Raw genomic sequence first — 25,582 nt, 5'->3', positions numbered from 1 at the left:
TTGTAATGACCGACCTTGAATTTCTGGACCAAGCTGAACGCCTGCTCGCCGGCGTGGAGATCAGCAGCGATCGCCTGAACGACGACACCGATGCCGACATCGACAACCAGCGCACGGGTGGCATGGTCACGCTGACCTTTCCCAACCGCAGCCAGATCGTGATCAATCTGCAAAAGCCCTTGCACGAGGTGTGGTTGGCGGCCCGCTGCGGTGGTTTTCATTACAAGTTTGACGGCACACACTGGGTGGACACCAAGGGACAGGGGGAGTTTTGGGAAAGCCTGTCGCGTTACGCGTCAGAGCAGGCCGGTCAAAGCCTGTTGTTCAAGCCCTGAGTGGGAGCGCTGGCAAGGGGCGCCTGCCCAGTGCCAGCAGTTGGCCGTTGGGTGGCCTTCAGTTTCGGAACAGATCCAGAATCCGATTGCGCTCTTCAGCTGGGGGCGTTGCATGTGGGGCTTTGCCTGAAGCCTCGTTGCCCGTGCCCAATGTGCTCACGCCGCCGCCTTTGGCGTATTCCTCGTACATCCAGTCACCGCCCACGTTCACCAGGCCTTCTGGTACGGGCGGTTCTGAAACAGGCACGCCGCGCAAAGCTGTTTCCATGAAGCTGATCCACACCGGCAGGCTCAAGCCGCCGCCTGTTTCGCGGTCACCCAGCTTGCGTGGAGCGTCGTAGCCAATCCAGACCACCGCAGCCAAATGGTGCTGGTAGCCTGCAAACCAGGCGTCCATCGCATCGTTGGTGGTGCCTGTTTTGCCGTAAATGTCCGGACGGCGAAGCGTGGCTTGGGCGCGTGCGGCGGTGCCCGAACGCGTGACTTCTTGCAGCAGACTGGTCATGACAAAAGCATTTCGGGCCGGGATGGCTGAGTTCGCCTCGCCGAGTTGGGTGGGCTCTGGACTCTCAACCAACACGCGCTCCTTGAAGTCGGTGATTCGGGTGATCAAGTGGGGCTGAACGCGGTAGCCGCCATTCGCGAACACCGAGTAGCCGGTGGCCATTTGCATGGGGGTGACCGATCCGGCACCCAGCGCCATCGTCAGGTAAGCGGGGTGCTTGTCTTCGTCAAAACCAAACCGGGTAATCCACTCCTGTGCAGGGCGCGCGCCGACCGCTTGCAAGATTCGGATCGAGATCATGTTTTTCGATTTGGCCAAACCGGTGCGCAGGCTCATCGGGCCGTCAAACTTGCCGTCGTAGTTTTTGGGCTCCCAAGGTTGCCCGCCCGTGACGCCACTGTCAAAGAACAAAGGCGCGTCGTTGACCACGGTGGCCGGTGTGAAGCCCTTTTCCAGCGCCGCTGAATAAATGAACGGTTTGAAACTGGAGCCCGGTTGACGCCAGGCCTGCGTCACGTGGTTGAATTTGTTTTTGGCAAAGTCAAAACCCCCGACCAAGGCCCGAATGGCCCCTGTTTGAGGGGTGAGCGCGACAAAGGCACCTTCCACTTCCGGCAGTTGGGTGATTTCCCATGCGCCCTTGGGGGTCTGGGTAACGCGGATCAGGGCGCCTTTGCGAATCTGCTTGGCCGGTGGTGTCTTGTCAGACAGACCCGATTGGGCGGGCTTGAGTCCGTCGCCTGTGATGCTGATTTGCTCACCGTTTTGACGAACGACCACCACTTTGCGGGGCGAGGCTTCCAGAACCACGGCTGAGAGCACATCGCCGTTGTCCGGATGGTCTTCCAGTGCATCGTCGATCGCGTCTTCCATCTTTTTGGCGTCGGCGGGCAGGTCGATGAATTTTTCGGGGCCCCGGTAAATCTGGCGGCGCTCAAAATCCATGATGCCCTGTCGCAAGGCCTTGTAGGCGGCCATTTGTTCGGTCGATTGGACGGTGGTGTAAACGTTCAGGCCGCGCGTGTAGGTTTCTTGACCATATTGGGCGAAGACCATCTGCCTGACGGTTTCGGCCACGTATTCGGCGTGCAGGATTTTTTTGTCGGCCGCAGACCTCAGTTTGAGCGGCTCGGCTTTGGCTTCTTTGGCTTGGGCCGTGGTGATGTAGCCGTTTTCTTCCATCCGCTCGATGATGTAGAGCTGACGTGACCGGGCGCGTTTGGGGTTGCTGATCGGGTTGTAGGCCGACGGCGCTTTGGGCAAGCCAGCCAGCATGGCGGCTTCGGCGACGGTGATTTCCTTGAGCGGTTTGCCAAAGTAGATTTCACAGGCGGATGCAAAACCATAGGCACGGTTGCCCAGGAAAATCTGGTTCATGTAGATTTCAAGGATCTGGTCCTTGCTCAACATGTGCTCGAGTTTGTAGGTCAGCAAAATTTCATAAATTTTGCGGGTGTAGGTTTTCTCGGAGGACAGGTAAACGTTGCGCGCCACCTGCATGGTGATGGTTGAAGCGCCCTGGCTTTTCACACGGCCCACGTTGGCAATGCCCGCACGCAAGATGCCCAGGTAATCCACGCCGCCGTGTTGGTAAAAGCGGTTGTCTTCGATGGACAGCACCGCGTCTTTCATCACTTTCGGGATGTCTTTGATGGGGGTGAGGTTGCGCCGTTCTTCGCCGAATTCGCCCATCAACTGGCCGTCGGCGGTGTACACCCGCAAAGGCAGCTTGGGCTTGTAATCTGCCAAGTCAGAAATGTCGGGCAAGTTGGGATAGGCGATGACCATGGCCACACCCACCACCAAGAGGATGGACAGCAGTCCAGCGGCCATGAGACCCAGTGCCCACAAAGCCACTTTCACAAACCATGCGGTGGGGGTGGACGCTGGGGCAACCTCTCTGGGGCGTTGCTTTTCTGGAGAGGGGGTGTCTTTGGATGGCATAGGTGGGCTGGTGGTGCAGCCAACAAGGCGCAGGCTGCCGCACATTATAAAAATCCTGGACTGAGCCAACAGGTGTTTCAAAATACTTTTTGAATTATTTGGTTTTCAAAAAATTGTCATGAACGCTGATTCATGTTACAAAACCTCTCGGAAGGCCATTCAGGTCCCTTCCCAGGGAGGCACGGCATGCAGGCATTGGCGCATTGGTGGCGGCGGTTGACTTCCCGGTCGGCCCGCCAGGCCTGGGGTTTGGCCCCACACGGAATGGCTTGGGCTTTGGTGGGATTGACCCGACAAAGCCGTGGCTTGGCCAAGGTGCACACCACGGTCTCTTTGCAGGCGCCCGCCGGTTCGGGTTTGACGGATCTGGCTTGGTTGAGCCAGGCCTTGCGTCACAACGGACGCTTGCGCGGTGGTGCTCGGCACCGTTTGAACATGGCCTTGCCTGCTGCCCATTTGCAGGAGGGGGTCATCGATTTCCCGGCGCACTTGCCAGAAGAAGATTGGCTTTATGAGGTGCAGCTGGAGGTGTCTCAGGCGCTTCAGTTGTCACCCGATGAAGTGAATTTTGACTTTGAACCGGCCCCCTTGACCGATGGCCTCGTGCAGCGTGTGCACTGGATGGGTTGCGCGCAGGCGCACATGGTCGAATTCAAGGACTGCACAAGGGCGGCGGGTTGGCGTTTGGCTGCGGTCGAGTCTGAAGCCCAAGCCGCCGAGCGTGGCGTTCGTGCATTGCAAGGGGGCGTGGCCAGTTTGCTGACCCAGGCACCGCAAGACTGGCAATTTCGCTTGACGCAGCCGACCGGTTTGACGGACGAAGGTGAGCCGTCCGATTCGAATGAGGCGATCGATGAGGCCATCCGGCAAGTCCTGAGCACGCCGACAGGCCCGCGCTTGGTGGCAAGCGGCCTGGCGCTGAAGGCTTGGCAGTGATGCGTGCGCTCAATGTGCTCCATTACCCGAGCTTGGCTCGGCAACAAAAGATTTTTCATCGGTGGTGGAGCAGCTTGGCAGGACTGCTCTTGGGCGGGGCCATCGCGTGGGGATGGCTGCAATGGCAAGCGCTGCAGACCGTGCGGCTCCAGCAAGAGCAAAGCCTGTTGCAAGCGAGTGTGGCCACGCGAACGCAACTGGCCAAAGAAGCCGTGCGACGCCAAACCCAATCGCGTTTGCAAACCGAGCAGATGGCGCATTTGAAACAGGTTGCACAACATCAGCAGGCTTGGGCGGCTTTGCATGAAAGCTTGCAAACAGAAGCCCGGCAAAGTGGCTTGAGGCTGGAGCGTTTGCAGGCCGAGGCCGAAAAAATCGAGTTCCAAGGCACAAGCGCACACATTGACGCGATAACCCATGCCCAGCAAAGACTGTCCGATCAGCTGGACCACCCCTTGGCGCTGGCGAGCATCACGACGGCGCCCCATGAGGGGGTGAGCTTCGTTTGGCAGGCTGTGTGGCCCGCAGTGCACGGTGCTTCGCTTGTTCCGTTGCCGCGCGCACCAGGACCCAAACCATGAACCCGGATCACCAGCCGGGATACCCGGTGCGCGAACTGTCGGGGGACGCATGGCGCTGGCCCCACCTGCAACGCTTGCTTGAGCGGTGGCTGCGCCGGTGGGGTTTTGCGATCACGGGTTGGGTGGTGGGTTTGTCGGGTGTTTGGCTGGCGCAGGCGCAGGTCAGCGAAGACCATGCAAACGTTGCGCAAGCGGTCGCGCAATTGCACCAACAATTGGCGACCTTGCCTGCGGGCTTGTCGGGCAACCCTGACAAGCCATTACCCGCTGATCAGCAGAACATGCTCATGAGTTTGCCGGTGCAGGCGCGGCAAGGGCAAATTTGGGTCGATTTGCAACAGGCCTTGACGGGGGGCGGATTGAGCCTGCAGTCTTTGCGCCCCTTGCCGCCCAGCTTGGCTGCTGGAAGCACGGCAGGCTTGCCCAGCCAGGCGGTGGCGGTGCGTTTGCTGGGACGTTTTGAGGATTGGTCACATGTTTGGGCCGCCTTCACCCAAGCCGGGCCGGTGTGTTCGATCGACCGGATCAGCGTGGCCGCAACGGCCCATCCTGAAGAAGTCCAGATCGATGCGGTGCTGCGGGTCTGGCTGCGCCCTAGCGATGCTGGCGTGCACGCACAGCCAGAGCCTGATGGGGCTTGGGATCAGCTGACCCTGCTGGAGCCGCGTTCGTTGGGGCGTTCAGAGGCTGTTGTGTTTGCACAGGCCAAGGGCTTGCCTTCGGGTGGAGATGCTGTGCGTTTGGCCGAATCGGCCGATGCCAGCGCCAGTGCGTCAGGTGCCTCAGGTGTTTCCGGGGCTTCGGGGGCCGCCGTCGCCGTCGCAGTTGCCGGCCCTGATCCTTTGCCCGAGGACCCTCGTCATTGGCCTTTGGCCCGTGTGCGTTTGGCGGGGCTCTGGCAGCAAGGGGCTGATCGACAAGCGATCTTGTCAGCGGGGCCGCATTGGGTCAGGGTGAGCCAGGGACAGCGGGTCACACAAGAAGGGCATCGGGTCGCTGCCATCACCGATGCGGGCGTCAGCTTGCGCTTGGCGCAGGGGCCGATGTTGATGCTGGGATGGGGCGAACGGCGTGACGAACCAAAGGACGGGACCAAGCGATGATGAGCTTCCAAAAATGGGGTGTGTACGGCTGTGGTGGTGTGTTGGGCTTCAGCCTTGCGCTCTCGTCATGGGCGCAATCTGCCGAAACCCCTTCGCCGCAAGCCCCGTTGCTGGTGGGCGAGACCGCAGTCAGCGCAGGGCCAAGTGCAGACCCGCGTGCAGGCTTGGGTGTTCCAACGCCAGACAACAAGCCGATCAGCTTGAACTTTCAGAACATCGAGCTGAAAGCCTTGTTGCAGGTGTTTGCCGATTTTTCGGGCTTGAATGTGGTGCCCACCGAGGGTGTGGTGGGGCAAGTGAGCGTGCGTCTGACCGAGGTGCCGTGGCAACAAGCCTTGAACATCGTTTTGCAGTCCAAAGGCCTGGTCTCGCGCTTGGAGGGGCGTGTGCTCTGGGTGGCACCGCAAGGCGAATGGGCTTTGCGCGAGAAAAAACAGCTCGATGCCCAAGCCGCTTTGGACGCGGTGAGCCCGCTGCACATGCTGTCCTTGCGTTTGCAATATGCCCGCGCCACCGAGGTCGCCCAGCGTTTGCAAGGCGGTGCGGCTGGCAGCACAGGCGGGCGTTGGTTGAGTGCGCGTGGCAGTGTGTTGGCCGAGCCCCGTACCAACCAACTTTTTATTTCAGACTTGCCCGCGCGTTTGTTGGACCTGGAAAAAATGCTGGCCCAGCTGGATGTGCCGGTGCGGCAAATCCTGATCGAGGCGCGCATTGTGGAGGCCGATGACCAGTTTGGCCAGTCACTGGGCGTGCGTTTGGGGGCGGGGCTGGCGATTCCGCTGAAGGTGCAAGGCCGCTCGAACACGCTGAGCGTGGGCGCTGGCAACCAGCCTGCGGCTGCCGGGACGGTGGCGGGCAACCAGGTCAACTTGCCGGCGGGGTCGGCAGGGCAAACGCTCAACACCCCGGCCACCTTTGCTGTCTCGCTCTTCAATGCCGCCGCGGACCGCTTCATCAATGTGGAAATTTCGGCCCTGGAGGCTGCGGGCTTGGGCAAGGTGGTCTCGCGCCCCCGCGTGGTGACGGCCGACCAGACCAAAGCCCTCATTGAGCAGGGTACCGAGCTGCCCTACCAAACCGCCGTGGGCAACGGCGTGACCGCGATTTCGTTTCGCAAAGCCAACCTCAAGCTGGAAGTGACGCCCCAAATCACGCCTGACGGCTCGGTCGTGCTGGATGTGGATGTGAACCGCGACAGCGTGGGGCAAATCACCCCTGCGGGCTATGCCATCAACACCAAGCATGTGAAAACCCAGGTGCGCGTGGAAGATGGCGGCACCGTGGTGCTGGGTGGCATTTACGAAGAAACCAACCGCAACGACGAAGCCAAAGTCCCGGGGCTGGGTGATGTGCCAGGTTTGGGCTGGTTGTTCAAAAACCGCGACCAGACCCGGCGCAAAAGCGAGTTGCTGATCTTCCTGACGCCCCGGGTGGTGGCCGATGCCCCGACCACACTGCCGCCCTGAGGGGCTGTGCTTGGGGCTGGGCTGAAGCGCCCGAAATGCCCCCCAAGCGGTCGAATACACTTGGTGCCTCCGCGCTGCAGGCCACTTTGGGGTGTGGCCAAGCCGACATTTTCAGTGTGAGACTTTCTTGAGCATCATCTTCGTGGGCCTTCCGGGCTCGGGCAAAACCACCATCGGTCGGCAGCTGGCGCGCCGCTTGGGGGTGCCCTTTGTCGATTCCGACCATGTGATTGAGCACCGCCTGGGTTGCTCGATCCGGGAATTCTTTGCCCGCGAAGGCGAAGACAGCTTCCGCGATGTGGAGCAGCAAGTGCTCGACGACCTGACCCAATCGCACGAAGGTGTGATCGCGACCGGTGGGGGCTCTGTCTTGCGCGAAGCCAACCGCCGCCATTTGCGCGAGCGGGGCCATGTGATCTATCTGCGCTCCACACCTGAAGACGTGTTTCGTCGCGTCCGCCATGACACGGCGCGGCCTTTGCTGCAGGTGGACGACCCGCTGGCCCGGCTGCGTGCGCTGTTTGAGGCGCGCGACCCGCTGTACCGCGAGGCGGCCCACTTTGTCATCGAAACCGGGCGGCCGTCGGTGGCCACGCTGGTCAACATGATCGTCATGCAGCTGGAACTGGCCGGGCATTTGCCTGCCAACCCCCCAGCCCAGGCATCGGCGACAGCGGTGGTCGGCCCAGTCGCCAATCCCTGAAATACGCCCCAAAGCCCCTACACTCGGGGCCTATGTCCGAGTCCTCTACATCCCTCATTCAAAAAGTCGCCATTTCGCTGGACGACCGCAGTTACGACATCCACATTGGCCAGGGCCTGATCGGCCGCGCCGACACCTGGGCCGGTTTGCCCAAAGCGCAGGCGGCCATGATCGTGACCAATGCCACCATCGCGCCGCTGTACGAAGCCGCCTTGCGCGCCGCCATCGCCCCGCATTACAAGCAGGTCCACACCGTGGTGTTGCCCGATGGCGAGGCCCACAAAGACTGGCAGACCCTGAACCTGATTTTTGACGCGCTGCTGTCCAAAGGCTGCGACCGCAAGACGGTGCTGTTTGCTTTAGGCGGTGGCGTGATCGGTGATATGACCGGCTTTGCCGCGGCCAGCTACATGCGCGGCGTGCCCTTTGTGCAGGTGCCCACCACCCTGCTGTCGCAGGTCGATTCGTCGGTGGGCGGCAAAACCGCCATCAACCACCCTCTGGGTAAAAACATGATCGGCGCGTTTTACCAGCCCGTGCGCGTGGTGTGCGATCTGAACACCCTGACCACCTTGCCCCCGCGCGAGCTGAGCGCGGGCTTGGCCGAAGTCATCAAATATGGCCCGATTGCCGACATGGATTTCTTGGGCTGGATTGAGGCGAACATCGACGCCTTGATGGCGCAAAACCCGGAGGCCTTGGCGCACGCCGTCAAGCGCAGCTGCGAGATCAAGGCCTGGGTGGTCGGGCAAGACGAGCGCGAAGCGGGCCTGCGCGCCATCCTGAATTTTGGCCACACCTTTGGCCATGCCATTGAGGCGGGTCTGGGTTTTGGCGTGTGGTTGCACGGCGAGGCCGTGGGCTGCGGCATGGTCATGGCGGCCGAACTCTCGCAGCGGCTGGGCAAAGTGGATGCCGCCTTTGTGGCGCGTTTGCGTGCCCTGATCGAACGCGCTGGCTTGCCGGTGCGCGGCCCCGTGATTGACGCGGCCGACAACGCGGGCCATTACATCGAACACATGCGTCTGGACAAGAAAGCCGTGGGCGGCGACATCCAGTTTGTGATCATCGACGGGCCCGGCAAAGCGTCGGTTTGCGGCTCGCCCGACGCCATGGTGCGCGACGTGATCAACGCCTGCTGCGCCTGAAAGGTCCCGCCCATGCTGCTGTCTGGTGACCTGTCCGATCTTCCCGTGCAGGCCTCCGGCACTTTGTCGGCCAGCTTGTCAACTTTGGCCTGCGACCCCGCCCAAACCCGGGGCCGCCGATTTGCCGAACCCGCCGCACCCACGCGCAATGCGTACCAAAGAGACCGCGACCGCATCGTGCATTCGACCGCGTTTCGGCGGCTGGTTTACAAAACGCAAGTCTTTCTGAACCACGAAGGCGATTTGTTTCGCACGCGGCTGACGCATTCGCTCGAAGTCGCGCAGCTGGGCCGTTCGATTGCCCGGGCGCTGGGGCTCAATGAAGATTTGGTCGAAGCCGTGGCGCTGGCCCACGACCTGGGCCACACGCCCTTTGGCCACGCCGGACAAGATGCGCTGGACGAATGCATGACCGAGCACGGCGGTTTTGAGCACAACCTGCAAAGCCTGCGCGTGGTGGACAAACTTGAAGAGCGCTACCCCGCGTTTGACGGACTGAACCTGAGCTTTGAAACCCGCGAAGGCGTGCTCAAACATTGCTCACGCGCCAACGCCGAGCACCTGGAGCGGGCCGAGCCGGGCGGGGTGGCGCGGCGCTTCATTGACCGCACCCAGCCCAGCCTGGAAGCGCAACTGTGCAACCTGGCCGACGCGATCGCCTACAACGCGCACGACATCGACGACGGCGTGCGCTCGGGGCTGATCAGCACCGAACAGTTGCTGGGGGTGGAGCTGTTTGCCCACTACCACCAGCAAGCGCTGGGCGAGCACCCCGCGCTGGCGCAAAAGCCGCGCCGCCTGCTGTATGAAACCATCCGCCGCATGCTGAGCGATCAGGTCTATGACGTGATCGACACCACCCGCGAAGCGGTGGCGCGAGCGGGCGTGCAAACCGCTGACGAAGCCCGCCTGGCCGGGCCGCTGGTGGGTTTCAGCCCACAGATGAAAGCCCGCACGGCGGAGCTGAAAAAGTTTTTGTTCGCGCAGCTGTACCGCCACCCGCAAGTGACCGACACCACCGGTCGCGCCAAAGACGCTGTGCGCGAGTTGTTTGCGGCTTATGTGGCGCAACCGGCCGAAATGTCGGCTGACTTTGCGGCCAACGCCGACTTGCACCGCTCGGTGGCCGATTACATCGCGGGCATGACGGACCGCTTTGCCCTGCGTGAACACGAACGCCTGACCGGGCGCAAGGTGTTGTGAGTCGTGTGTTTTGGCGCGGCGGCAGTCTTTGTGGGAGGCTGCCCCTGCGCGCGAATGCCCGCATGTTCCCTTGGGGCGTCCAAAGATCCGACATTCGGCCGCAGGGGCAGCCTCCCACAGCGTTACTGTGCTTGGTGTGGGAGCGAGCCCCTGCTCGCGAATGTGTGCGTTGCAGGGGGGTGTCATGACCGCCTCAAGTTCTGAGCGCGCCGCCTGGCTGGTGGTGCTGGCCGGTGTCGTCGCAGCCCTGCAAGTCGGCAAGCTGCCCCCGGCCTTGCCCGCTTTGCAGGCTGAACTGTGCCTCACGCTGGTGCAGTCGGGCTTTTTGCTGTCCATCGTGCAACTGGCGGGCCTGAGCCTGGCGGTGTTCATGGGCCTGCTGGCCGATGGCATGGGGCTCAAGCGCAGCATGGTGCGCGGCCTGTGCTTGCTGGCGCTGGCCAGCGGCCTGGGCGGCTTCGCCACTTCGGTCACGGCACTGCTCGCCCTGCGGGCCATCGAAGGACTGGGCTTTTTGCTGGTGGCCCTGCCTGCACCCGCCTTGATCCGCCGACTGGTGCCGCCTGCGCAGCTGCCCGGCATGCTGGGCGTGTGGGGCGCTTACATGCCCACGGGCACCGCGCTGGCCTTGTTGCTGGGGCCGCTCTTCATCCCGGCCTGGGGTTGGGGGGTGTGGTGGTGGCTGTTTGCAGCGGTGGCGTTGGCGATGGCGTTGGGCTTGCACCGCGCTGTGCCTGCAGACCCCGCTGTCCATGTGGCCCATGCAGGACAGGGCGCGGGGTCGCGTTTGCGGCAGACCTTGAGCGCGCCCGGCCCGTGGCTGGTGGCGCTGACGTTTGGCATGTATTCGGGGCAGTGGCTGGCGGTCGTGGGTTTTCTGCCGTCCATCTACGCGGCGGCGGGCGTGAGCGGTGCGTTGCTGGGCGTGCTCACGGCGCTGGCCGCAGCCGTCAACATGGCGGGCAACATGGCCTCTGGCCGCTTGTTGCAGCGCGGCTGGGCACCACGCTCAACCTTGTGGCTGGGTTTTGCTGCCATGGCGCTGGGCAGCACGCTGGCTTTTGCGGCGTTCACCGACGGCTTGCCTTGGCTGCGCTATGCCGGCGTGCTGGTGTTTTCGGGCATGGGCGGACTGGTGCCGGGCACCTTGTTCAGTCTGGCGGTGCGCCTGGCCCCCGGCGAGCAACAGGTGGCCACCACCGTGGGCTGGATGCAGCAACTCTCGGCCCTGGGCCAGTTTGTGGGGCCGCCTGTGGTGGCTGCTGTGGCGGCGCGTGCCGGCGGCTGGCAGCTCACGCCGCTGGTCACGATGGGGTGTTGTGCGGTGGGGGCGGTGTTGGCCTGGGGGGCTGGGCGTGAGCTGCAACGCCAGACGACGCAGGCACAATCTCGCCCATGACCGATATGAACACCCCCGAAATTGCTGACACCGTGCGCTGGCTTGAGCGCGCCGTGATCGGCCTGAACCTGTGCCCCTTTGCCAAAGCCCCGCATGTGAAGGGGCAGATTCATTACGTGTTGAGCGAAGCCAAGGGCTTAGAAGGCCTGCGTGATGAGCTGATCGAGCAGCTGCAAGCGCTGGCTGCAACCCCCGCCGAAGAGCGCGAGACGGTGCTGTTGGTCATTCCGCAGATGCTGCGCGACTTTCTGGAGTTCAACGACTTTCTGGACGAAGCCGATGCCGTGCTGCAAGAGCTGGACCTGGAAGGTGAGTTTCAGGTGGCGAGCTTTCACCCCGAGTTCCAGTTTGCCGACACCGAGCCCGACGACATCAGCAACTTCACCAACCGCTCGCCTTACCCCACGCTGCACCTGTTGCGCGAGGAGAGCATTGACCGGGCGGTCGAGGCTTTTCCTGAAGCCGAGATGATTTACGAAACCAACATCGCCACCTTGGAAAAGCTGGGTGCAGATGGCTGGCGTGCCCTGGATGTCGGTCCGCGTCCCTGATCTTTTGTAGGAGCCCGCCCCTGCGGGCGAAGAATGTTGCCCATGAAAAAACGTGCCCCCACAGTGGCTGCCACGCCAGAGTTGCCCCCCGAAGTGCGCCCTGGCCAGTCGGTGGAGTTGCTCAAACAACTGCACATCCTGACCCGCGACGGCAAGCTCAATCAGGACTCGCGCCGCAAGCTCAAGCAGGTCTATCACCTGTTCCAGTTCATCGAAAAATTGCTGCTCGAGCTGCCCGCCAGCGACACCGGCCCCACGCTGGCCGACCACGGTGCGGGCAAGTCGTATCTGGGCTTCATCATTTACGACCTGTTTTTCAAAGCACTGGGTCGGGGCACGATTTACGGTATCGAGACCCGCAGCGAGTTGGTGGCGTCGTCCCAGGCGCTGGCCCAAAAGTTGGGCTTTGCGCGCATGCAGTTCCTCAACCTGAGCGTGGCCGAATCGGCGCAAAGCGACGCGTTGCCCGCGCAGATCGACGTGGTCACCGGGTTGCACGCCTGCGACACCGCCACCGACGACGCCATCGCCTTTGGCCTGCAAAAGAAAGCCAAATTCATGGTGCTGGTGCCCTGCTGCCAGGCCGAGTTGGCCCGTGCTTTGAATCAGAACAAGGCGCTGAACCTGCAGCGCACCCCTTTGGCAGAACTCTGGCGTCATCCCCTGCACACCCGCGAAGTGGGCAGCCAGCTCACCAACGTGCTGCGTTGCCTCTATTTGGAGTCGCAGGGCTATGCAGTCACCGTGACCGAGCTGGTGGGCTGGGAGCACTCCATGAAAAACGAACTGATTTTGGCCAAATACACTGGCCAGAAAAAACGCGCAGCCGGCGAGCGCCTGCTGGCGCTGCTCAAGGAGTTTGGGGTGGAAGGGCTGATGGCGGAGCGGTACCCATTGGTGGCATTGCCACTTGATGCTTGAAGATCAATCCCGTGGTGATCCACCAGCCGATGGATTGACTGGTACCAGTGCAAGGGCAGCTACCCCTTTAATCGATGAATCCGGGTTCGGGTCAGTTCAGTACAGCCACGGGTACTCGCCCAACGGTCGGTAAGCCTGCTTGCATCCATGCATTGATGCCGCCCCGGTACCAGATGACCTGGGTGTAACCCAGCTGCCGTGCACGCATCGCAGCATTCACTGAAAGCCAGCATTCTGAGCTGGCGCAGTAGAAAACCACAGCTTGGTTCAGGTTGGGTGCTGCGGCTAGCAGCATTTGGCGAAAACGTTCTGCATAGGCGGACTCTGTTTGATCATTTTCGAAAGCCAAGCCACTGTTGATGAAATTCAGTGCACCGGGAATCACCGGACCAAAGGCAGCGGTGTCGATGACGACAGGGCGTTCGTTTTGTTTCAGCGCTTGGGCCAACGTGGCCGTGTCCCAGCGTTGAATTCCATCCAGCGCTTTGGGGGTCATGCCCGTCACCTGATGGCCGGTGCGCAAACGAGTGGGGGTACTGCTGCCTGGTTCATCGCGCTCTGTTTGGCTGAACGCAGGTGATGGGGCTGTCAATTTTTCCAGCAATAAAGCGCTTTGGGCTTGCGCTTCATCGTAAAGCGGCAGCAGTTCATGGTCATTGACTGCGATTAGGTGGCAGAGTTTGGGGTTGTTTTTGGCATGGTTGCAGTAGTAAAGAGCCCTCATCATGGCCAGCCCCGGGTCATCATCTCCCAATCGGACGCCGTAGCCTGTTTTGCCTCTGCCGATGGCCAGGGCTTTGTTCTGGTTGGCGCTGAGGTAATTTTTCAGGGTTCTTCCCCCAATGGTTTTGCAGAGCAATTGCCCTGAGCACAAGGTTTCAATCAACTGATCGGCGCGGTCTTGGAAGTCCACAGGGGGGGCGTCCAGGGGTTTGCCAAAAAACCCTAATTTCATTTTCATGCTGGCTGGTAATTGCAGGTCAACCGTTTCGGTTTGTGTCACGACACCCAGGGTGTAGGCATCTTTACCCGAGTGCTGTTGGCACTGGTCGAAGGGTGTTTGTCCTGTGGGGCAAAACCAGGGCGTCCGGTCCGTTTCCTGTGTGCGCTGGATTTCACGGATACGCAGAAAACCAGACGCCTCTTTGATGCCATAGAGCGCTTGGTTGATGACTGCCGCATCGAACTTTTCGCCCATTTGCTGTTTGTACAAGGCGTACATCTGAGGCATTGCTTGGGAGAGGACATTCTTGCTATCTTTATCGTGCGCACCATGAATGCCAATCATGGTCACACGCGGCAGGTGTCCCGAACCAAAGGCGCGTTCTTGTCCTCCCATGAAAATCAGTGAGCACGCCGACATGCAAGAGCCTGACACAACAGTTTTGACTTTGGCCTCCTGCACCATTCGGGCCACTTGCATGCCTGTCCAAAGATCGCCGCCTGGACCGTTCACCAGAATCAAGCGCTGAACACCGCCTTTTGCAAATGCCTCTTTGAAGCTCAAAAAGTCTTGGTCGACTGTTGGACCCGTCGCATAGAGGTCGTTGTTGACCCGTTCAAGGGTCATGGCCTGGCAAAGTGCCGGAAGCCAAAAGAACAGAATGAAGGCCACTGAGGTGAACGTGCTTTTCATGTGTTGCCTTATGTTGAGGTCTGCAGGCTCGAATGGAAATATTATTTTTACACTAAAAGTTTTAATAGCTTGGATTGCACATCAATTTAATTGGGGTCAGATCCCAATTAAACTTCTGCTCTCACTCAGGAGCTCCCATGGCCCGCCAGCCCCGCCTCACCGTTGCCGGTTATCCGCACCATGTCATCCAGCGCGGCAACGACCGCCAGCCCATCGTGCGCGATGACGTGGACCGCGAGCGTTTGCTGGCGCTGTGGCAAGAGCATGCGCAGACCTTCAAGGTGGCCATCCATGCTTACGTGATCATGGACAACCACTTCCATTTGCTGGTCACGCCTGAAACCGACGAGGGTCTGCCGCAGATGATGCAGGCCGTGGGTCGGGCCTATGTGCGCTACTTCAATTTGCGGCACCATCGCAGCGGCACTTTGTGGGAAGGGCGCTACCGCAGTAATCTGATTGAGAGTGAGCGCTATCTTTTGGCGTGCATGGTCTACATCGACCTGAACCCGGTGCGGGCAGGCATGGTGGCGCAGCCGGCCGACTTCAAGTGGTCCAGCCACAGGCACTGTATTGGGCAGGTGAGCGACAAGTTGGTGACGCCTCACGCCCTGTTTTGGGGCCTGGGCAACACACCATTTGCCCGCGAGGTCGCTTATGCCGGGCTGGTTCAGACCGGTTTGGCGCAGTCCGAGAAAGACCAACTGACCCAAACCGCCCTGTCGGGCTGGGCTCTGGGGTCGGCCGATTTTGTGGATGATTTGCAGCAGTCCACGTCGAGACGGCTCGTGCCGGGCAAGGCTGGGCGACCATTCAAAAAGACGGCAGATTGAACCTGTCCCCAATTAATTTAAAGCCTGAGAAAAATCGAAATTAATTGGGATCTGACCCCAATTAAAAAGTTTGGCATGGATGCTGCAGTGCACTACACTCCTCGATCCGCGTAAAAACCCTTAGGAGTGCGCCATGACCACGGCATCCGACAAAGAACATTTCCAATCGACCGGTCTGTATGACCCGGCCAACGAGCACGATGCTTGCGGTGTGGGCTTCGTGGCCCACATCAAAGGTCAAAAGAGCCACGCCATCGTGACGCAGGCCCTGAAGATTCTTGAAAACCTGGACCACCGGGGTGCTGTGGGTGCGGACGCGCTCATGGGCGACGGTGCCGGTATCCTGATCCAGTTGCCCGATGCGCTGTACCGCGACGAGATGGCCAGGCAGGGTGTGGCTTTGCCGCCGTTTGGTGAATACGGCGTGGGCATGGTGTTCTTGCCCAAAGAACATGCTTCCCGCATGGCTTGCGAGCAAGAGCTGGAACGCGCCGTCAAGGCCGAAGGCCAGGTGGTTTTGGGCTGGCGCGATGTGCCGGTGAACCGCGACATGCCCATGTCGCCCACCGTGCGCGAAAAAGAGCCGGTCATGCGCCAGATCTTCATTGGCCGTGGCGCCGATGTGATCGTGCAAGACGCTCTGGAGCGCAAGCTGTACGTGATCCGCAAGACCGCCAGCGCCGCCATCCAGGCGCTTCAGCTGACGCACAGCAACGAGTACTACATCCCCAGCATGTCCAGCCGCACCGCGGTCTACAAGGGCTTGCTGCTGGCCGACCAGGTTGGCACTTATTACCTGGACCTGCAAGACGAGCGTTGCGTCTCGGCCCTGGGCCTGGTGCACCAGCGTTTCTCCACCAACACCTTCCCCGAGTGGCCACTGGCTCACCCCTACCGCTATGTGGCCCACAACGGCGAGATCAACACCGTCAAGGGAAACTACAACTGGATGAAGGCCCGCGAAGGCGTCATGTCTTCGCCCGTGCTGGCTGCCGACCTGCAAAAGCTCTACCCCATCAGCTTCGCCGGTCAGTCCGACACCGCCACCTTTGACAACTGCCTGGAACTGCTGACGATGGCGGGCTACCCCATCAGCCAGGCCGTGATGATGATGATTCCCGAGCCATGGGAACAGCACACCACGATGGACGAGCGCCGCAAGGCCTTCTATGAATACCACGCTGCGATGCTGGAGCCATGGGATGGTCCCGCCTCGATCGTGTTCACCGACGGCCGCCAGATCGGCGCCACCCTGGACCGCAACGGCCTGCGCCCTTCGCGCTACATCATCACCGACGACGACATGGTCATCATGGGCTCGGAAACCGGCGTGCTGCCGATCCCCGAAAGCAAGATCGTGCGCAAGTGGCGTCTGCAGCCCGGCAAGATGTTCCTGATCGATCTGGAACAAGGCCGCATGATCAACGACGAAGAGTTGAAAGCCGGTCTGGCCAGTGCCAAGCCCTACAAGCAGTGGATCGAAAACCTGCGCATCAAGCTCGATGACGTGGCCGAAGCCACCGTGGCACCCGCATCCGATGTGGCCTTGCTCGACCTGCAACAAGCCTTCGGCACCACGCAAGAAGACATCAAGTTCTTGCTGGCCCCCATGGCGTCTGCCGGTGAAGAAGCCATTGGCTCCATGGGCAACGACAGCCCGCTGGCCGTGTTGTCTGACAAGAACAAGCCGCTCTACAACTACTTCAAGCAGTTGTTCGCGCAAGTGACCAACCCCCCGATTGACCCGATCCGCGAAGCGATCGTGATGTCGCTGGTGTCCTTCATCGGCCCCAAGCCGAACCTGCTGGACATCAACCAGGTCAACCCACCGATGCGTCTGGAAGTCAGCCAGCCCATCCTGGACTTCGCCGACATGGCCAAGCTGCGCAACATCGAGCAAGCCACCAAGGGCAAGTTCAAGAGTGCCACGCTGGACATCACCTACCCCGCGATGTGGGGCCGCGAAGGCGTGGAAGCCAAGCTGGCCTCGCTGTGCGCTGAAGCCGTGGACGCCATTAAAGGCGGCCACAACATCCTGATCATCAGCGACCGTGGCGTGAACGCCACCCAGGTGGCTGTGCCCGCGCTGCTGGCGCTGTCGGCCATCCACCAGCACCTGGTGACCGAAGGCCTGCGCACCACCGCGGGTCTGGTGGTTGAAACCGGTACCGCCCGCGAAGTGCACCACTTTGCCGTGCTGGCCGGTTACGGTGCCGAAGCCGTGCACCCCTACCTGGCGATGGAAACCCTGGCCGCGCTGCACAAAGAGTTGCCCGGCGACCTGTCGGCCGAGAAAGCCATCTACAACTACATCAAGGCGATCGGCAAGGGCCTGTCCAAGATCATGTCCAAGATGGGTGTGTCGACCTACATGTCGTATTGCGGTGCGCAGTTGTTCGAAGCCATCGGCATCAACACCGAAACCATCAACAAGTACTTCACCGGCACCTCCAGCCGTGTGGGCGGTATTGGCGTGTTCGAAATCGCCGAAGAAGCCTTCCGCATGCACACCGCTGCCTTTGGCGACGACCCGGTGCTGGCCACCATGCTGGACGCAGGCGGGGAATACGCCTGGCGCGCCCGTGGCGAAGAACACATGTGGACCCCTGACGCGATTGCCAAGTTGCAGCACTCCACCCGTGCCAACAACTTCAGCACCTACAAGGAATACGCGCAGATCATCAACGACCAGAGCAAGCGCCACATGACGCTGCGCGGTCTGTTCGAGTTCAAGATCGACCCGTCCAAAGCCATCCCGCTGGAGCAGGTCGAGTCTGCGGCTGACATCGTCAAACGTTTCGCCACCGGTGCGATGTCGCTGGGCTCCATTTCGACCGAAGCGCACGCCACCCTGGCTGTGGCCATGAACCGCATCGGCGGCAAGAGCAACACCGGCGAAGGCGGTGAAGACTCGGCGCGTTACCGCAACGAACTCAAGGGCATCCCGATCAAGGTTGGCGATTCGCTCAAGAGCGTGATCGGTGCCGAAAACGTCGAGGTCGACTTGCCTTTGCAAGCCGGTGACTCGCTGCGTTCGCGCATCAAGCAAGTCGCTTCGGGCCGCTTCGGTGTCACCGCCGAATACCTGTCCAGCGCCGACCAGATCCAGATCAAGATGGCCCAGGGTGCCAAGCCTGGTGAAGGCGGTCAGTTGCCCGGCGGCAAAGTGTCCGACTACATCGGCAAGCTGCGCCATTCGGTGCCAGGTGTGGGTCTGATCTCGCCACCGCCGCACCACGACATCTACTCCATCGAGGACTTGGCCCAGCTGATCCACGATCTGAAGAACGTGGCACCCCACAGCGACATCAGCGTGAAGCTCGTGTCTGAAATCGGCGTCGGCACCATCGCTGCCGGTGTGGCCAAGTGCAAGGCCGACCACGTCGTGATCGCCGGTCACGACGGCGGCACGGGCGCTTCGCCTTGGTCCTCGGTCAAGCACGCAGGCTCGCCATGGGAAATCGGTCTGGCCGAAACCCAGCAAACCTTGGTGCTCAACGGCTTGCGCGGTCGCATCCGCGTGCAGGCCGACGGTCAGATGAAGACCGGCCGTGACGTCGCCATCGGCGCATTGCTCGGCGCTGATGAATTCGGCTTCGCCACCGCACCGCTGGTGGTTGAAGGCTGCATCATGATGCGCAAATGCCATCTGAACACCTGCCCTGTGGGCGTGGCCACACAAGACCCCGATCTGCGCAAAAAGTTCACCGGCAAGCCTGAGCATGTCGTGAACTACTTCTTCTTCATCGCCGAAGAAGTGCGCCAGATCATGGCCCAGCTGGGCATTGCCAAGTTTGACGATCTGGTGGGCCGTGCCGACCTGCTCGACATGAAGAGCGGTGTGGAACACTGGAAAGCCAAGGGTCTTGACTTTGGTCGCCTGTTGGCCGTGCCTCAGGTCGCCTCCACTGTGGCCGTGCGCCATGTGGACACACAAGACCACGGCCTCGAAAAAGCCTTGGACAACGTGCTGATCGCCAAGAGCCGCGCCGCCATCGACAAGGGCGAAAAAGTGCAGTTCATGGAAGTGGCCCGCAACGTGAACCGCTCGGTCGGTGCCATGTTGTCCGGTGCAGTGACCAAGGTGCACCCCGAGGGTTTGCCTGACGACACCCTGCGTATCCAACTGGAAGGAACGGGCGGTCAGTCCTTCGGTGCGTTCCTGGCCAAGGGCATCACGCTGTACCTGATCGGCGAAGCCAACGATTACACCGGCAAAGGTTTGTCGGGCGGTCGCGTGGTGGTGCGCCCCAGCCTGGAATTCCGTGGCGCAGCAGCACAAAACATCATCGTGGGCAACACCGTCATGTACGGCGCAACCACCGGTGAAGCCTTCTTTGCTGGTGTGGCCGGCGAGCGATTCGCGGTGCGCCTGTCGGGTGCCACCGCGGTGGTGGAAGGCACGGGCGACCACGGTTGTGAATACATGACCGGCGGCACCGTGGCTGTGCTGGGCAAGACCGGCCGCAACTTCGGTGCGGGCATGAGCGGCGGTATCGCCTATGTCTACGACGAAGACGGCGAGTTCGCTTCACGCTGCAACACGGCGATGGTCAGCATGGAAAAGGTGCTCACGGCCGCCGAGCAAGAAGCGCAAGTGGACCGCAATGTGTGGCACCGCGACTTGGCCGACGAAGTGCAGCTCAAAAAATTGCTGGAAGACCATCACAAGTGGACCGGCAGCCAGCGCGCCCGCGAGTTGCTGGACAACTGGGCCACAGCCCGTGCCAAGTTCGTGAAGGTGTTCCCGAACGAATACAAGCGTGCTCTGGGCGAGATCAACGCCAAGAAAGCTGCCAAGGCTGCCAAGCCTGTTGCTGCCTGAGTCCAACGTCAAGAATCGAAGGAAACATCATGGGAAAAATCACAGGCTTCATGGAATTTGAGCGCATCGAAGAAGGCTACAAGCCTGTCAACGAGCGCCTGAAAAATTACGGCGAATTCGTGATCGGTCTGACCGAAGAGCAGTCGAAAACACAAGCGGCGCGTTGCATGGACTGCGGCACACCGTTTTGCAACAACGGCTGCCCCGTCAACAACATCATTCCGGACTTCAACGACCTCGTGTACCACGGCGACTGGAAGAACGCGATCGAGGTGCTGCACAGCACCAACAACTTCCCCGAGTTCACCGGCCGCATCTGCCCCGCACCTTGCGAGGCGGCTTGCGTGGTCAACTTCAATGACGATGCCGTGGGCATCAAGTCGATCGAGCACGCCATCATCGACCGCGCTTGGGCCGAGGGCTGGGTCACGCCCCGACCTGCCAAAGTCAAGACCGGCAAAAAAGTTGCGGTGATCGGCGCAGGCCCCGCAGGTCTGGCCGCGGCACAGCAGCTGGCCCGCGCAGGTCACGACGTGACCTTGTTCGAAAAGAACGACCGCGTCGGCGGCCTGCTGCGCTATGGCATTCCTGACTTCAAGATGGAAAAGACGCACATCGACCGCCGCGTCAAGCAGCTCGAAGCCGAAGGCGTGACCATCCGCACCAGCGTGCTGGTGGGTGAGTGGCCCAAGGATTCCAAGGTCACCAACTGGGCCAAAGAAACCATCAGCGCCGAACAGCTCAAGAAAGACTTTGACGCGGTGCTGCTGACCGGTGGCTCCGAGCAGTCGCGTGACCTGCCCGTGCCTGGCCGCGAGCTGGACGGTGTGCACTTTGCGATGGAGTTCCTGCCCCAGCAAAACAAGGTCAATGCGGGCGACAAGCTCAAAGGCCAATTGCGCGCTGACGGCAAAAACGTCATCGTGATCGGCGGCGGCGACACCGGCAGCGACTGCGTGGGCACCAGCACACGTCACGGCGCGGTTAGCGTGACCCAGTTCGAGGTGATGCCCGAGCCGCCTGAAAAAGAAAACAAGGCGATGATCTGGCCGTACTGGCCCATGAAGCTGCGCACCAGCTCCAGCCACGACGAGAGCGCCGAAAAAGGCCTGTTGCAGCGCGAGTTCGCCATTTCCACCAAAGAGTTCATCGGTGAAAAGGGCAAGCTCACGGGTCTGAAAACCGTGCACGTCGAGTTCAAAGACGGCAAGATGGTCGAAGTGCCCGGCACCGAGAAGGAATACAAAGCCGACATGGTGTTGCTGGCCATGGGTTTCACCAACCCGGTCGCCACCGTGCTCGACGCCTTTGGCATCGACAAAGACGCCCGTGGCAACGCCAAGGCCAGCACCGACTTCACAGGCGGCTATGCCACCAACGTGAACAAGGTGTTTGCCGCCGGTGACATGCGCCGTGGCCAGTCGCTGGTCGTCTGGGCGATCCGCGAAGGTCGACAGGCCGCACGGGCCGTGGACGAGTTCCTGATGGGCGCGAGCGACCTGCCGCGTTGATTTCCAAAGTTCTAGGTAAAATCCCTCAAGTGCACAGATTGACGAACCGTTAATCTGCGCCATAGACCATCACAAAAGCCGGTTTGCCCGGCTTTTGTCTTTCATGAGCACATCCATCCCATCCTCACTCGTTGAACTGAAAGACCTGACCTTTGGGTACGGGGACCGTGTCATTTTGAAGAACCTCAGCTTCAATGTGCCGCGTGGGAAAGTCACGGCCTTGATGGGGGTGTCGGGTGGTGGCAAGACCACGGTGCTGCGCTTGATTGGGGGCCAGATCCGTGCCGGTCAAGGGCAGTTGCTGGTGGATGGCAAAGACATCACCACCATGCGCCAGGCCGAGCTTTACGCCGCCCGCCGCCGCATGGGCATGCTGTTCCAGTTTGGTGCTTTGTTCACCGACATGAGTGTGTTCGACAACGTGGCGTTCCCTTTGCGTGAGCACACGGCTTTGTCGGAAGACCTGATCCGAGACATCGTGCTGATGAAGCTGGATGCGGTGGGTTTGCGCGGTGCGCGTGATCTGCGCCCATCAGAAATTTCCGGGGGCATGAGCCGCCGCGTGGCCTTGGCCCGTGCCATTGCCCTTGACCCTGACCTGATCATGTACGACGAGCCATTTGCCGGCTTGGACCCGATTTCGCTGGGCACGGCGGCGCGCTTGATTCGCCGCCTGAACGACAGCTTGGGCATCACCAGCGTGGTGGTGTCGCACGACGTGACCGAAACCTTCGAGATTGCCGACCATGTGGTGATTCTGGCCAATGGCGGTGTGGCCGCACAAGGCACGCCCGCTGAACTGCGTGCCAGCGCTGACCCGCTGATCCACCAGTTTGTGCATGCGCTCAGCGATGGGCCTGTGCCCTTCCATTACCCGGCCCCAGCAGCTGAGCAGGACTATGACCGGAGGGCGGCATGAACCCCATCAACTTGTTGGCCGCTTTGGGGGCCACTACCCGCCAGATGCTGGCCGATTGGGGCTTTGGTGCCCGCCTGTTCTTTAAATTGTTGGGCATGTCCGGTGCAGCGCTCAAGCGCTTTGGCTTGGTGCGAGATCAGGTGCACTTTTTGGGCAACTACTCGCTGGCCATCATCACCGTGTCGGGCCTGTTTGTCGGCTTTGTGCTGAGTTTGCAGGGCTACTACACCTTGCAGCGTTATGGTTCGGCCGAGGCGCTGGGGCTGTTGGTGGCGCTGAGCCTGGTGCGCGAACTCGGGCCGGTGGTGGCGGCTTTGCTTTATGCCGGTCGGGCCGGGGCATCGCTCACGGCCGAGATCGGTCTCATGCGTGCAGGCGAGCAACTCACGGCGCTGGAGATGATGGCCGTTGATCCGGTTCAGCGCATTCTGGCCCCGCGTTTTTGGGGGGGCATCATCGCCTTGCCTTTGCTGGCGGCGGTGTTCAGTGCGGTGGGCATCTTCGGCGGTTATGTGGTGGGCGTTTTGCTCATTGGCGTCGATGCAGGCTCGTTTTGGAGCCAGATGCAAGGCGGTGTGGATGTCTTCAAAGACGTGGGCAACGGCATCATCAAAAGTGTGGTGTTTGCCGTCGCCGTGACTTTCATTGCCTTGCTGCAAGGGTATGTGGCCAAGCCCACGCCTGAGGGTGTGGCCAGTGCCACCACCCGCAGTGTGGTGGTTTCTTCTTTGTCGGTATTGGGGCTGGATTTCATCCTGACCGCGATGATGTTCAGCATTTGAGGAGGACGGCATGCAACGTTCAAAAAATGATGTGTGGGTGGGTTTGTTTGTGTTGGTCGGTGCCGTCGCGGTGCTTTTCCTGGCGCTCAAATCGGCCAATTTGTTGACACTGAATTTCAGTTCAGACTACGCCGTCACGGCCAAGTTCGACAACATCGGTGGCCTCAAGCCCGGTGCGGCGGTCAAAAGCGCCGGTGTCGTGGTGGGCCGAGTGAAAAAGATCGAGTTCGACGGTGAGTCGTTCCAGGCCAAAGTGACATTGGCTTTGCAGTCCCAGCACGCTTTCCCGCAAGACAGCTCGCTGAAAATCCTGACCAGTGGATTGCTCGGTGAGCAATACCTGGACGTGTCGCCCGGGGCCGATGAGAAAAATCTGGTGGCAGGCGACAAGATCGGTTCCACCCAGTCGGCGGTGATCCTGGAAAACCTGATCAGTCAATTTTTGTACAGCAAGGCCGAAAAAACAGCGCCAGAAGGTCAAAAACCATGAGTCTCTTTGTTCGAAAAATCTGCATGCTGTGCGTTGGCGTGACGGTGCTGGTTCTGCAAGGCTGCGCGAGTGTTCCGCATCCCGATGCGCGTGACCCCTGGGAGTCGATGAACCGAAGCGTTTACAACTTCAACGAAGCGCTGGACACCGCCGCCATCAAGCCTGCCGCCAAGGCATACAAGGCGGTGCTGCCCAGCCCGGTCCGCACGGGCATCCACAACTTCTTGGGCAACCTGGGCGATGTGTGGACTATGGCCAACAGCGCCTTGCAATTGAAAGGCCAAGCCACAGTTGAAACCTTCATGCGCATCACCGTGAACACGTTTTTGGGTTTGGGGGGCGTGCTGGATGTGGCCACCGAAATGCGACTTGAAAAGCGCAAAGAAGATTTTGGCCAGACCTTGGGGCGTTGGGGCGTCAAGCCCGGCCCTTATATCGTGTTGCCAATTTTGGGGCCTTCTACCTTGCGTGACACCTTGGCTACGCCGCTGGACATCAAAGGTGACGTGGTTCAGCAATTCAATGATCCTGCAACCCGCAATGTCCTGTCGGCCACCCGCGTGATGGATGTCCGTTCGGGGCTGCTCGAATCGATCGATGTCATCAAGGCTGCGGCTTTGGACCCGTACACATTTGTGCGCGATGGGTATTTGCAAAAGCGTGAAAACGATGTGCACGACGGCAATCCGCCATCGACTTTTGATTACACCGAATCCGAAGCGCCTTGAATCGAATCAGATGAAACCAGGCTGCGTGCTCGTTACAGTTGTTGACAAGCGCTTGGCGTGTTGACCGTATAGTTACCCCATGAAAAACATGTCCGTCTTGCCCTTGAACCGTCGCCATTTTTTGACCGCCGCAAGTGCTTTGGCACTGTGCGGTGCTGTGGCGCCTGCCTGGGCTGCTGACGAGGCCCCCGAGGCATTCATCAAGCGCATCACCAACGAGACGCTGGACACCATCAAGGCCGACAAGAGCTTGCGCAACGGCGATGTGACCAAAATCATTCAGTTGGTCGACACCAAGCTGATGCCGCATGTGAACTTCCGCCGCATGACCGCTTTGGCGACGGGACCGGCTTGGCGCAAAGCCACACCCGAGCAGCAAAAACGCCTGCAAGACGAATTCAAGATCTTGCTGGTGCGCACTTATGCGGGGGCGCTCAGCCAGGTCAGCGATCAGGTGGTGGTGGTCAAGCCCCTGCGCGCAGGCCAAGAAGACAAAAATCTGGTGGTCAACACCGAAGTGCGCGGCAAGGGCGATCCGATCCAGCTGGATTACCGCCTTGAGAAAACACCCGGTGAGGGCGCGGGCTGGATGATTTTTGACCTGAATGTCCTCGGCGTCTGGTTGGTCGAAAACTACCGCACGCAGTTCACCAAAGAAATCAATGCTGGCGGCATCGACGCGTTGATCGCCAGTTTGGCCGCACGCAACAAGACAAATGCCAAGGCCTCTTGAGCGCCACCCACATGAGCGCACTGAAGTTACCCCATACCTTGTTGCACGAACAGGCCAACGCCTGTCTGGCTCAATGGGAGGCCCAATTGGCGCTGGAAACGACCTCGGCCGTCGAAGTAGATGCTTCGGAACTTGTCGAATTTGATTCCTCGGCTTTGGCGGTCTTGCTGGGTTTGCGACGCGTCGTTGTGGCGCAAAAGGGCACACTGCAGGTGACCGGCATGCCCGCCCGTTTGCACCAATTGGCCAGCTTGTACGGCGTGCTTGAACTGCTTTTGCCATCCTGAAAGTCTTATTTCAGGGTCTTTTTGCCCTGATTGCCCTGCCTCT

The 25,582-nt window shown here is 60.6% G+C and carries 22 protein-coding genes; 20 read left to right on the top strand and 2 right to left on the bottom strand.

The window, feature by feature from the left end; genetic code table 11:
* Window positions 1–5: 5 nt before the first annotated feature.
* Window positions 6–335, top strand: a complete 330-nt coding sequence (gene cyaY / locus B9Z33_RS00700; protein ID WP_108285135.1) for an iron donor protein CyaY — start codon at window positions 6–8, stop codon at window positions 333–335.
* A 58-nt stretch (window positions 336–393) separates the two neighbouring features.
* Here the strand turns inward: cyaY and B9Z33_RS00695 are convergent, their stop codons facing one another.
* Window positions 394–2,784, bottom strand: coding sequence for a penicillin-binding protein 1A (locus B9Z33_RS00695; protein WP_369916044.1), 2,391 nt, complete (start codon window positions 2,782–2,784; stop codon window positions 394–396).
* Window positions 2,785–2,970: 186 nt separating this feature from the next.
* Here B9Z33_RS00695 and B9Z33_RS00690 point away from each other — a divergent pair, with 186 nt between their 5' ends.
* From B9Z33_RS00690 to B9Z33_RS00645, 10 genes are all read left to right on the top strand, one after another.
* Window positions 2,971–3,720, top strand: a complete 750-nt coding sequence (locus B9Z33_RS00690) for a hypothetical protein (RefSeq protein WP_146183804.1) — start codon at window positions 2,971–2,973, stop codon at window positions 3,718–3,720.
* Between the two features lie 74 nt (window positions 3,721–3,794).
* On the top strand, window positions 3,795–4,301 hold the full coding sequence (locus tag B9Z33_RS00685; RefSeq protein WP_146183803.1) for a hypothetical protein: 507 nt from the start codon (window positions 3,795–3,797) through the stop codon (window positions 4,299–4,301).
* Window positions 4,298–5,404 (top strand): hypothetical protein, encoded by a 1,107-nt coding sequence (locus tag B9Z33_RS00680; protein ID WP_108285132.1) that lies wholly within the window; start codon window positions 4,298–4,300, stop codon window positions 5,402–5,404. The genes B9Z33_RS00685 and B9Z33_RS00680 overlap by 4 nt, the downstream gene beginning before the upstream one ends.
* Window positions 5,401–6,870 carry a type IV pilus secretin PilQ gene (locus B9Z33_RS00675; protein ID WP_108285131.1) on the top strand — a complete coding sequence of 490 codons (1,470 nt, stop codon included), beginning with the start codon at window positions 5,401–5,403 and terminating at the stop codon, window positions 6,868–6,870. Before B9Z33_RS00680 ends, B9Z33_RS00675 begins: the two co-directional genes overlap by 4 nt.
* Before the next feature lie 127 nt (window positions 6,871–6,997).
* Complete coding sequence (locus B9Z33_RS00670; RefSeq protein ID WP_108285130.1) at window positions 6,998–7,573, top strand: shikimate kinase; 576 nt, start codon at window positions 6,998–7,000, stop codon at window positions 7,571–7,573.
* A 32-nt stretch (window positions 7,574–7,605) separates the two neighbouring features.
* Complete coding sequence (aroB, locus tag B9Z33_RS00665) at window positions 7,606–8,721, top strand: 3-dehydroquinate synthase (protein ID WP_108285129.1); 1,116 nt, start codon at window positions 7,606–7,608, stop codon at window positions 8,719–8,721.
* Between the two features lie 12 nt (window positions 8,722–8,733).
* Window positions 8,734–9,924 carry a deoxyguanosinetriphosphate triphosphohydrolase gene (locus tag B9Z33_RS00660; protein WP_108285128.1) on the top strand — a complete coding sequence of 397 codons (1,191 nt, stop codon included), beginning with the start codon at window positions 8,734–8,736 and terminating at the stop codon, window positions 9,922–9,924.
* A gap of 184 nt (window positions 9,925–10,108) precedes the next feature.
* Window positions 10,109–11,323, top strand: a complete 1,215-nt coding sequence (locus B9Z33_RS00655; RefSeq protein WP_108286053.1) for a CynX/NimT family MFS transporter — start codon at window positions 10,109–10,111, stop codon at window positions 11,321–11,323.
* Complete coding sequence (locus tag B9Z33_RS00650) at window positions 11,320–11,874, top strand: DUF1415 domain-containing protein (protein ID WP_108285127.1); 555 nt, start codon at window positions 11,320–11,322, stop codon at window positions 11,872–11,874. Before B9Z33_RS00655 ends, B9Z33_RS00650 begins: the two co-directional genes overlap by 4 nt.
* Before the next feature lie 42 nt (window positions 11,875–11,916).
* Window positions 11,917–12,795, top strand: coding sequence for an SAM-dependent methyltransferase (locus B9Z33_RS00645; RefSeq protein ID WP_108286052.1), 879 nt, complete (start codon window positions 11,917–11,919; stop codon window positions 12,793–12,795).
* Window positions 12,796–12,886: 91 nt separating this feature from the next.
* Here B9Z33_RS00645 and B9Z33_RS00640 read toward each other — a convergent pair whose 3' ends face one another.
* Window positions 12,887–14,431 (bottom strand): rhodanese-like domain-containing protein, encoded by a 1,545-nt coding sequence (locus B9Z33_RS00640; protein WP_108285126.1) that lies wholly within the window; start codon window positions 14,429–14,431, stop codon window positions 12,887–12,889.
* Between the two features lie 137 nt (window positions 14,432–14,568).
* On the opposite strand from B9Z33_RS00640, the gene B9Z33_RS00635 reads away from it, so the two are divergent.
* The 9 genes from B9Z33_RS00635 (at window position 14,569) to B9Z33_RS00595 (ending at window position 25,539) form a co-directional block, all read left to right on the top strand.
* On the top strand, window positions 14,569–15,264 hold the full coding sequence (locus tag B9Z33_RS00635) for a transposase (RefSeq protein ID WP_108285125.1): 696 nt from the start codon (window positions 14,569–14,571) through the stop codon (window positions 15,262–15,264).
* A gap of 133 nt (window positions 15,265–15,397) precedes the next feature.
* Window positions 15,398–20,089, top strand: a complete 4,692-nt coding sequence (locus tag B9Z33_RS00630) for a glutamate synthase-related protein (RefSeq protein ID WP_108285124.1) — start codon at window positions 15,398–15,400, stop codon at window positions 20,087–20,089.
* A gap of 29 nt (window positions 20,090–20,118) precedes the next feature.
* Window positions 20,119–21,600 (top strand): glutamate synthase subunit beta, encoded by a 1,482-nt coding sequence (locus B9Z33_RS00625; protein ID WP_108285123.1) that lies wholly within the window; start codon window positions 20,119–20,121, stop codon window positions 21,598–21,600.
* 103 nt (window positions 21,601–21,703) lie between these two features.
* Window positions 21,704–22,519: an ABC transporter ATP-binding protein gene (locus B9Z33_RS00620; RefSeq protein ID WP_108285122.1), complete on the top strand. Its 816-nt coding sequence runs from the start codon at window positions 21,704–21,706 to the stop codon at window positions 22,517–22,519.
* Complete coding sequence (mlaE, locus tag B9Z33_RS00615) at window positions 22,516–23,301, top strand: lipid asymmetry maintenance ABC transporter permease subunit MlaE (RefSeq protein WP_108285121.1); 786 nt, start codon at window positions 22,516–22,518, stop codon at window positions 23,299–23,301. The genes B9Z33_RS00620 and mlaE overlap by 4 nt, the downstream gene beginning before the upstream one ends.
* Window positions 23,302–23,311: 10 nt before the next feature.
* Window positions 23,312–23,791, top strand: a complete 480-nt coding sequence (gene mlaD, locus B9Z33_RS00610; protein ID WP_108285120.1) for an outer membrane lipid asymmetry maintenance protein MlaD — start codon at window positions 23,312–23,314, stop codon at window positions 23,789–23,791.
* A complete protein-coding gene (locus B9Z33_RS00605; protein WP_108285119.1) occupies window positions 23,788–24,519 on the top strand; it encodes a VacJ family lipoprotein in 732 nt (243 codons plus the stop codon). The genes mlaD and B9Z33_RS00605 overlap by 4 nt, the downstream gene beginning before the upstream one ends.
* 79 nt (window positions 24,520–24,598) lie before the next feature.
* Entirely contained in the window at window positions 24,599–25,252 is a 654-nt protein-coding gene (locus tag B9Z33_RS00600) for a phospholipid-binding protein MlaC (protein ID WP_199220256.1), read from the top strand.
* An 11-nt stretch (window positions 25,253–25,263) separates the two neighbouring features.
* Window positions 25,264–25,539: a lipid asymmetry maintenance protein MlaB gene (locus B9Z33_RS00595; protein ID WP_108285118.1), complete on the top strand. Its 276-nt coding sequence runs from the start codon at window positions 25,264–25,266 to the stop codon at window positions 25,537–25,539.
* The last annotated feature ends 43 nt before the right edge of the window (window positions 25,540–25,582 follow it).

It is taken from the genome of Limnohabitans sp. T6-20, from assembly GCF_003063505.1.
Taxonomy (GTDB): domain Bacteria; phylum Pseudomonadota; class Gammaproteobacteria; order Burkholderiales; family Burkholderiaceae_C; genus Limnohabitans_A.
The sequence above is the reverse complement of the archived record's forward strand: the minus strand, read 5'-3'. Positions and strand labels throughout refer to the sequence as shown.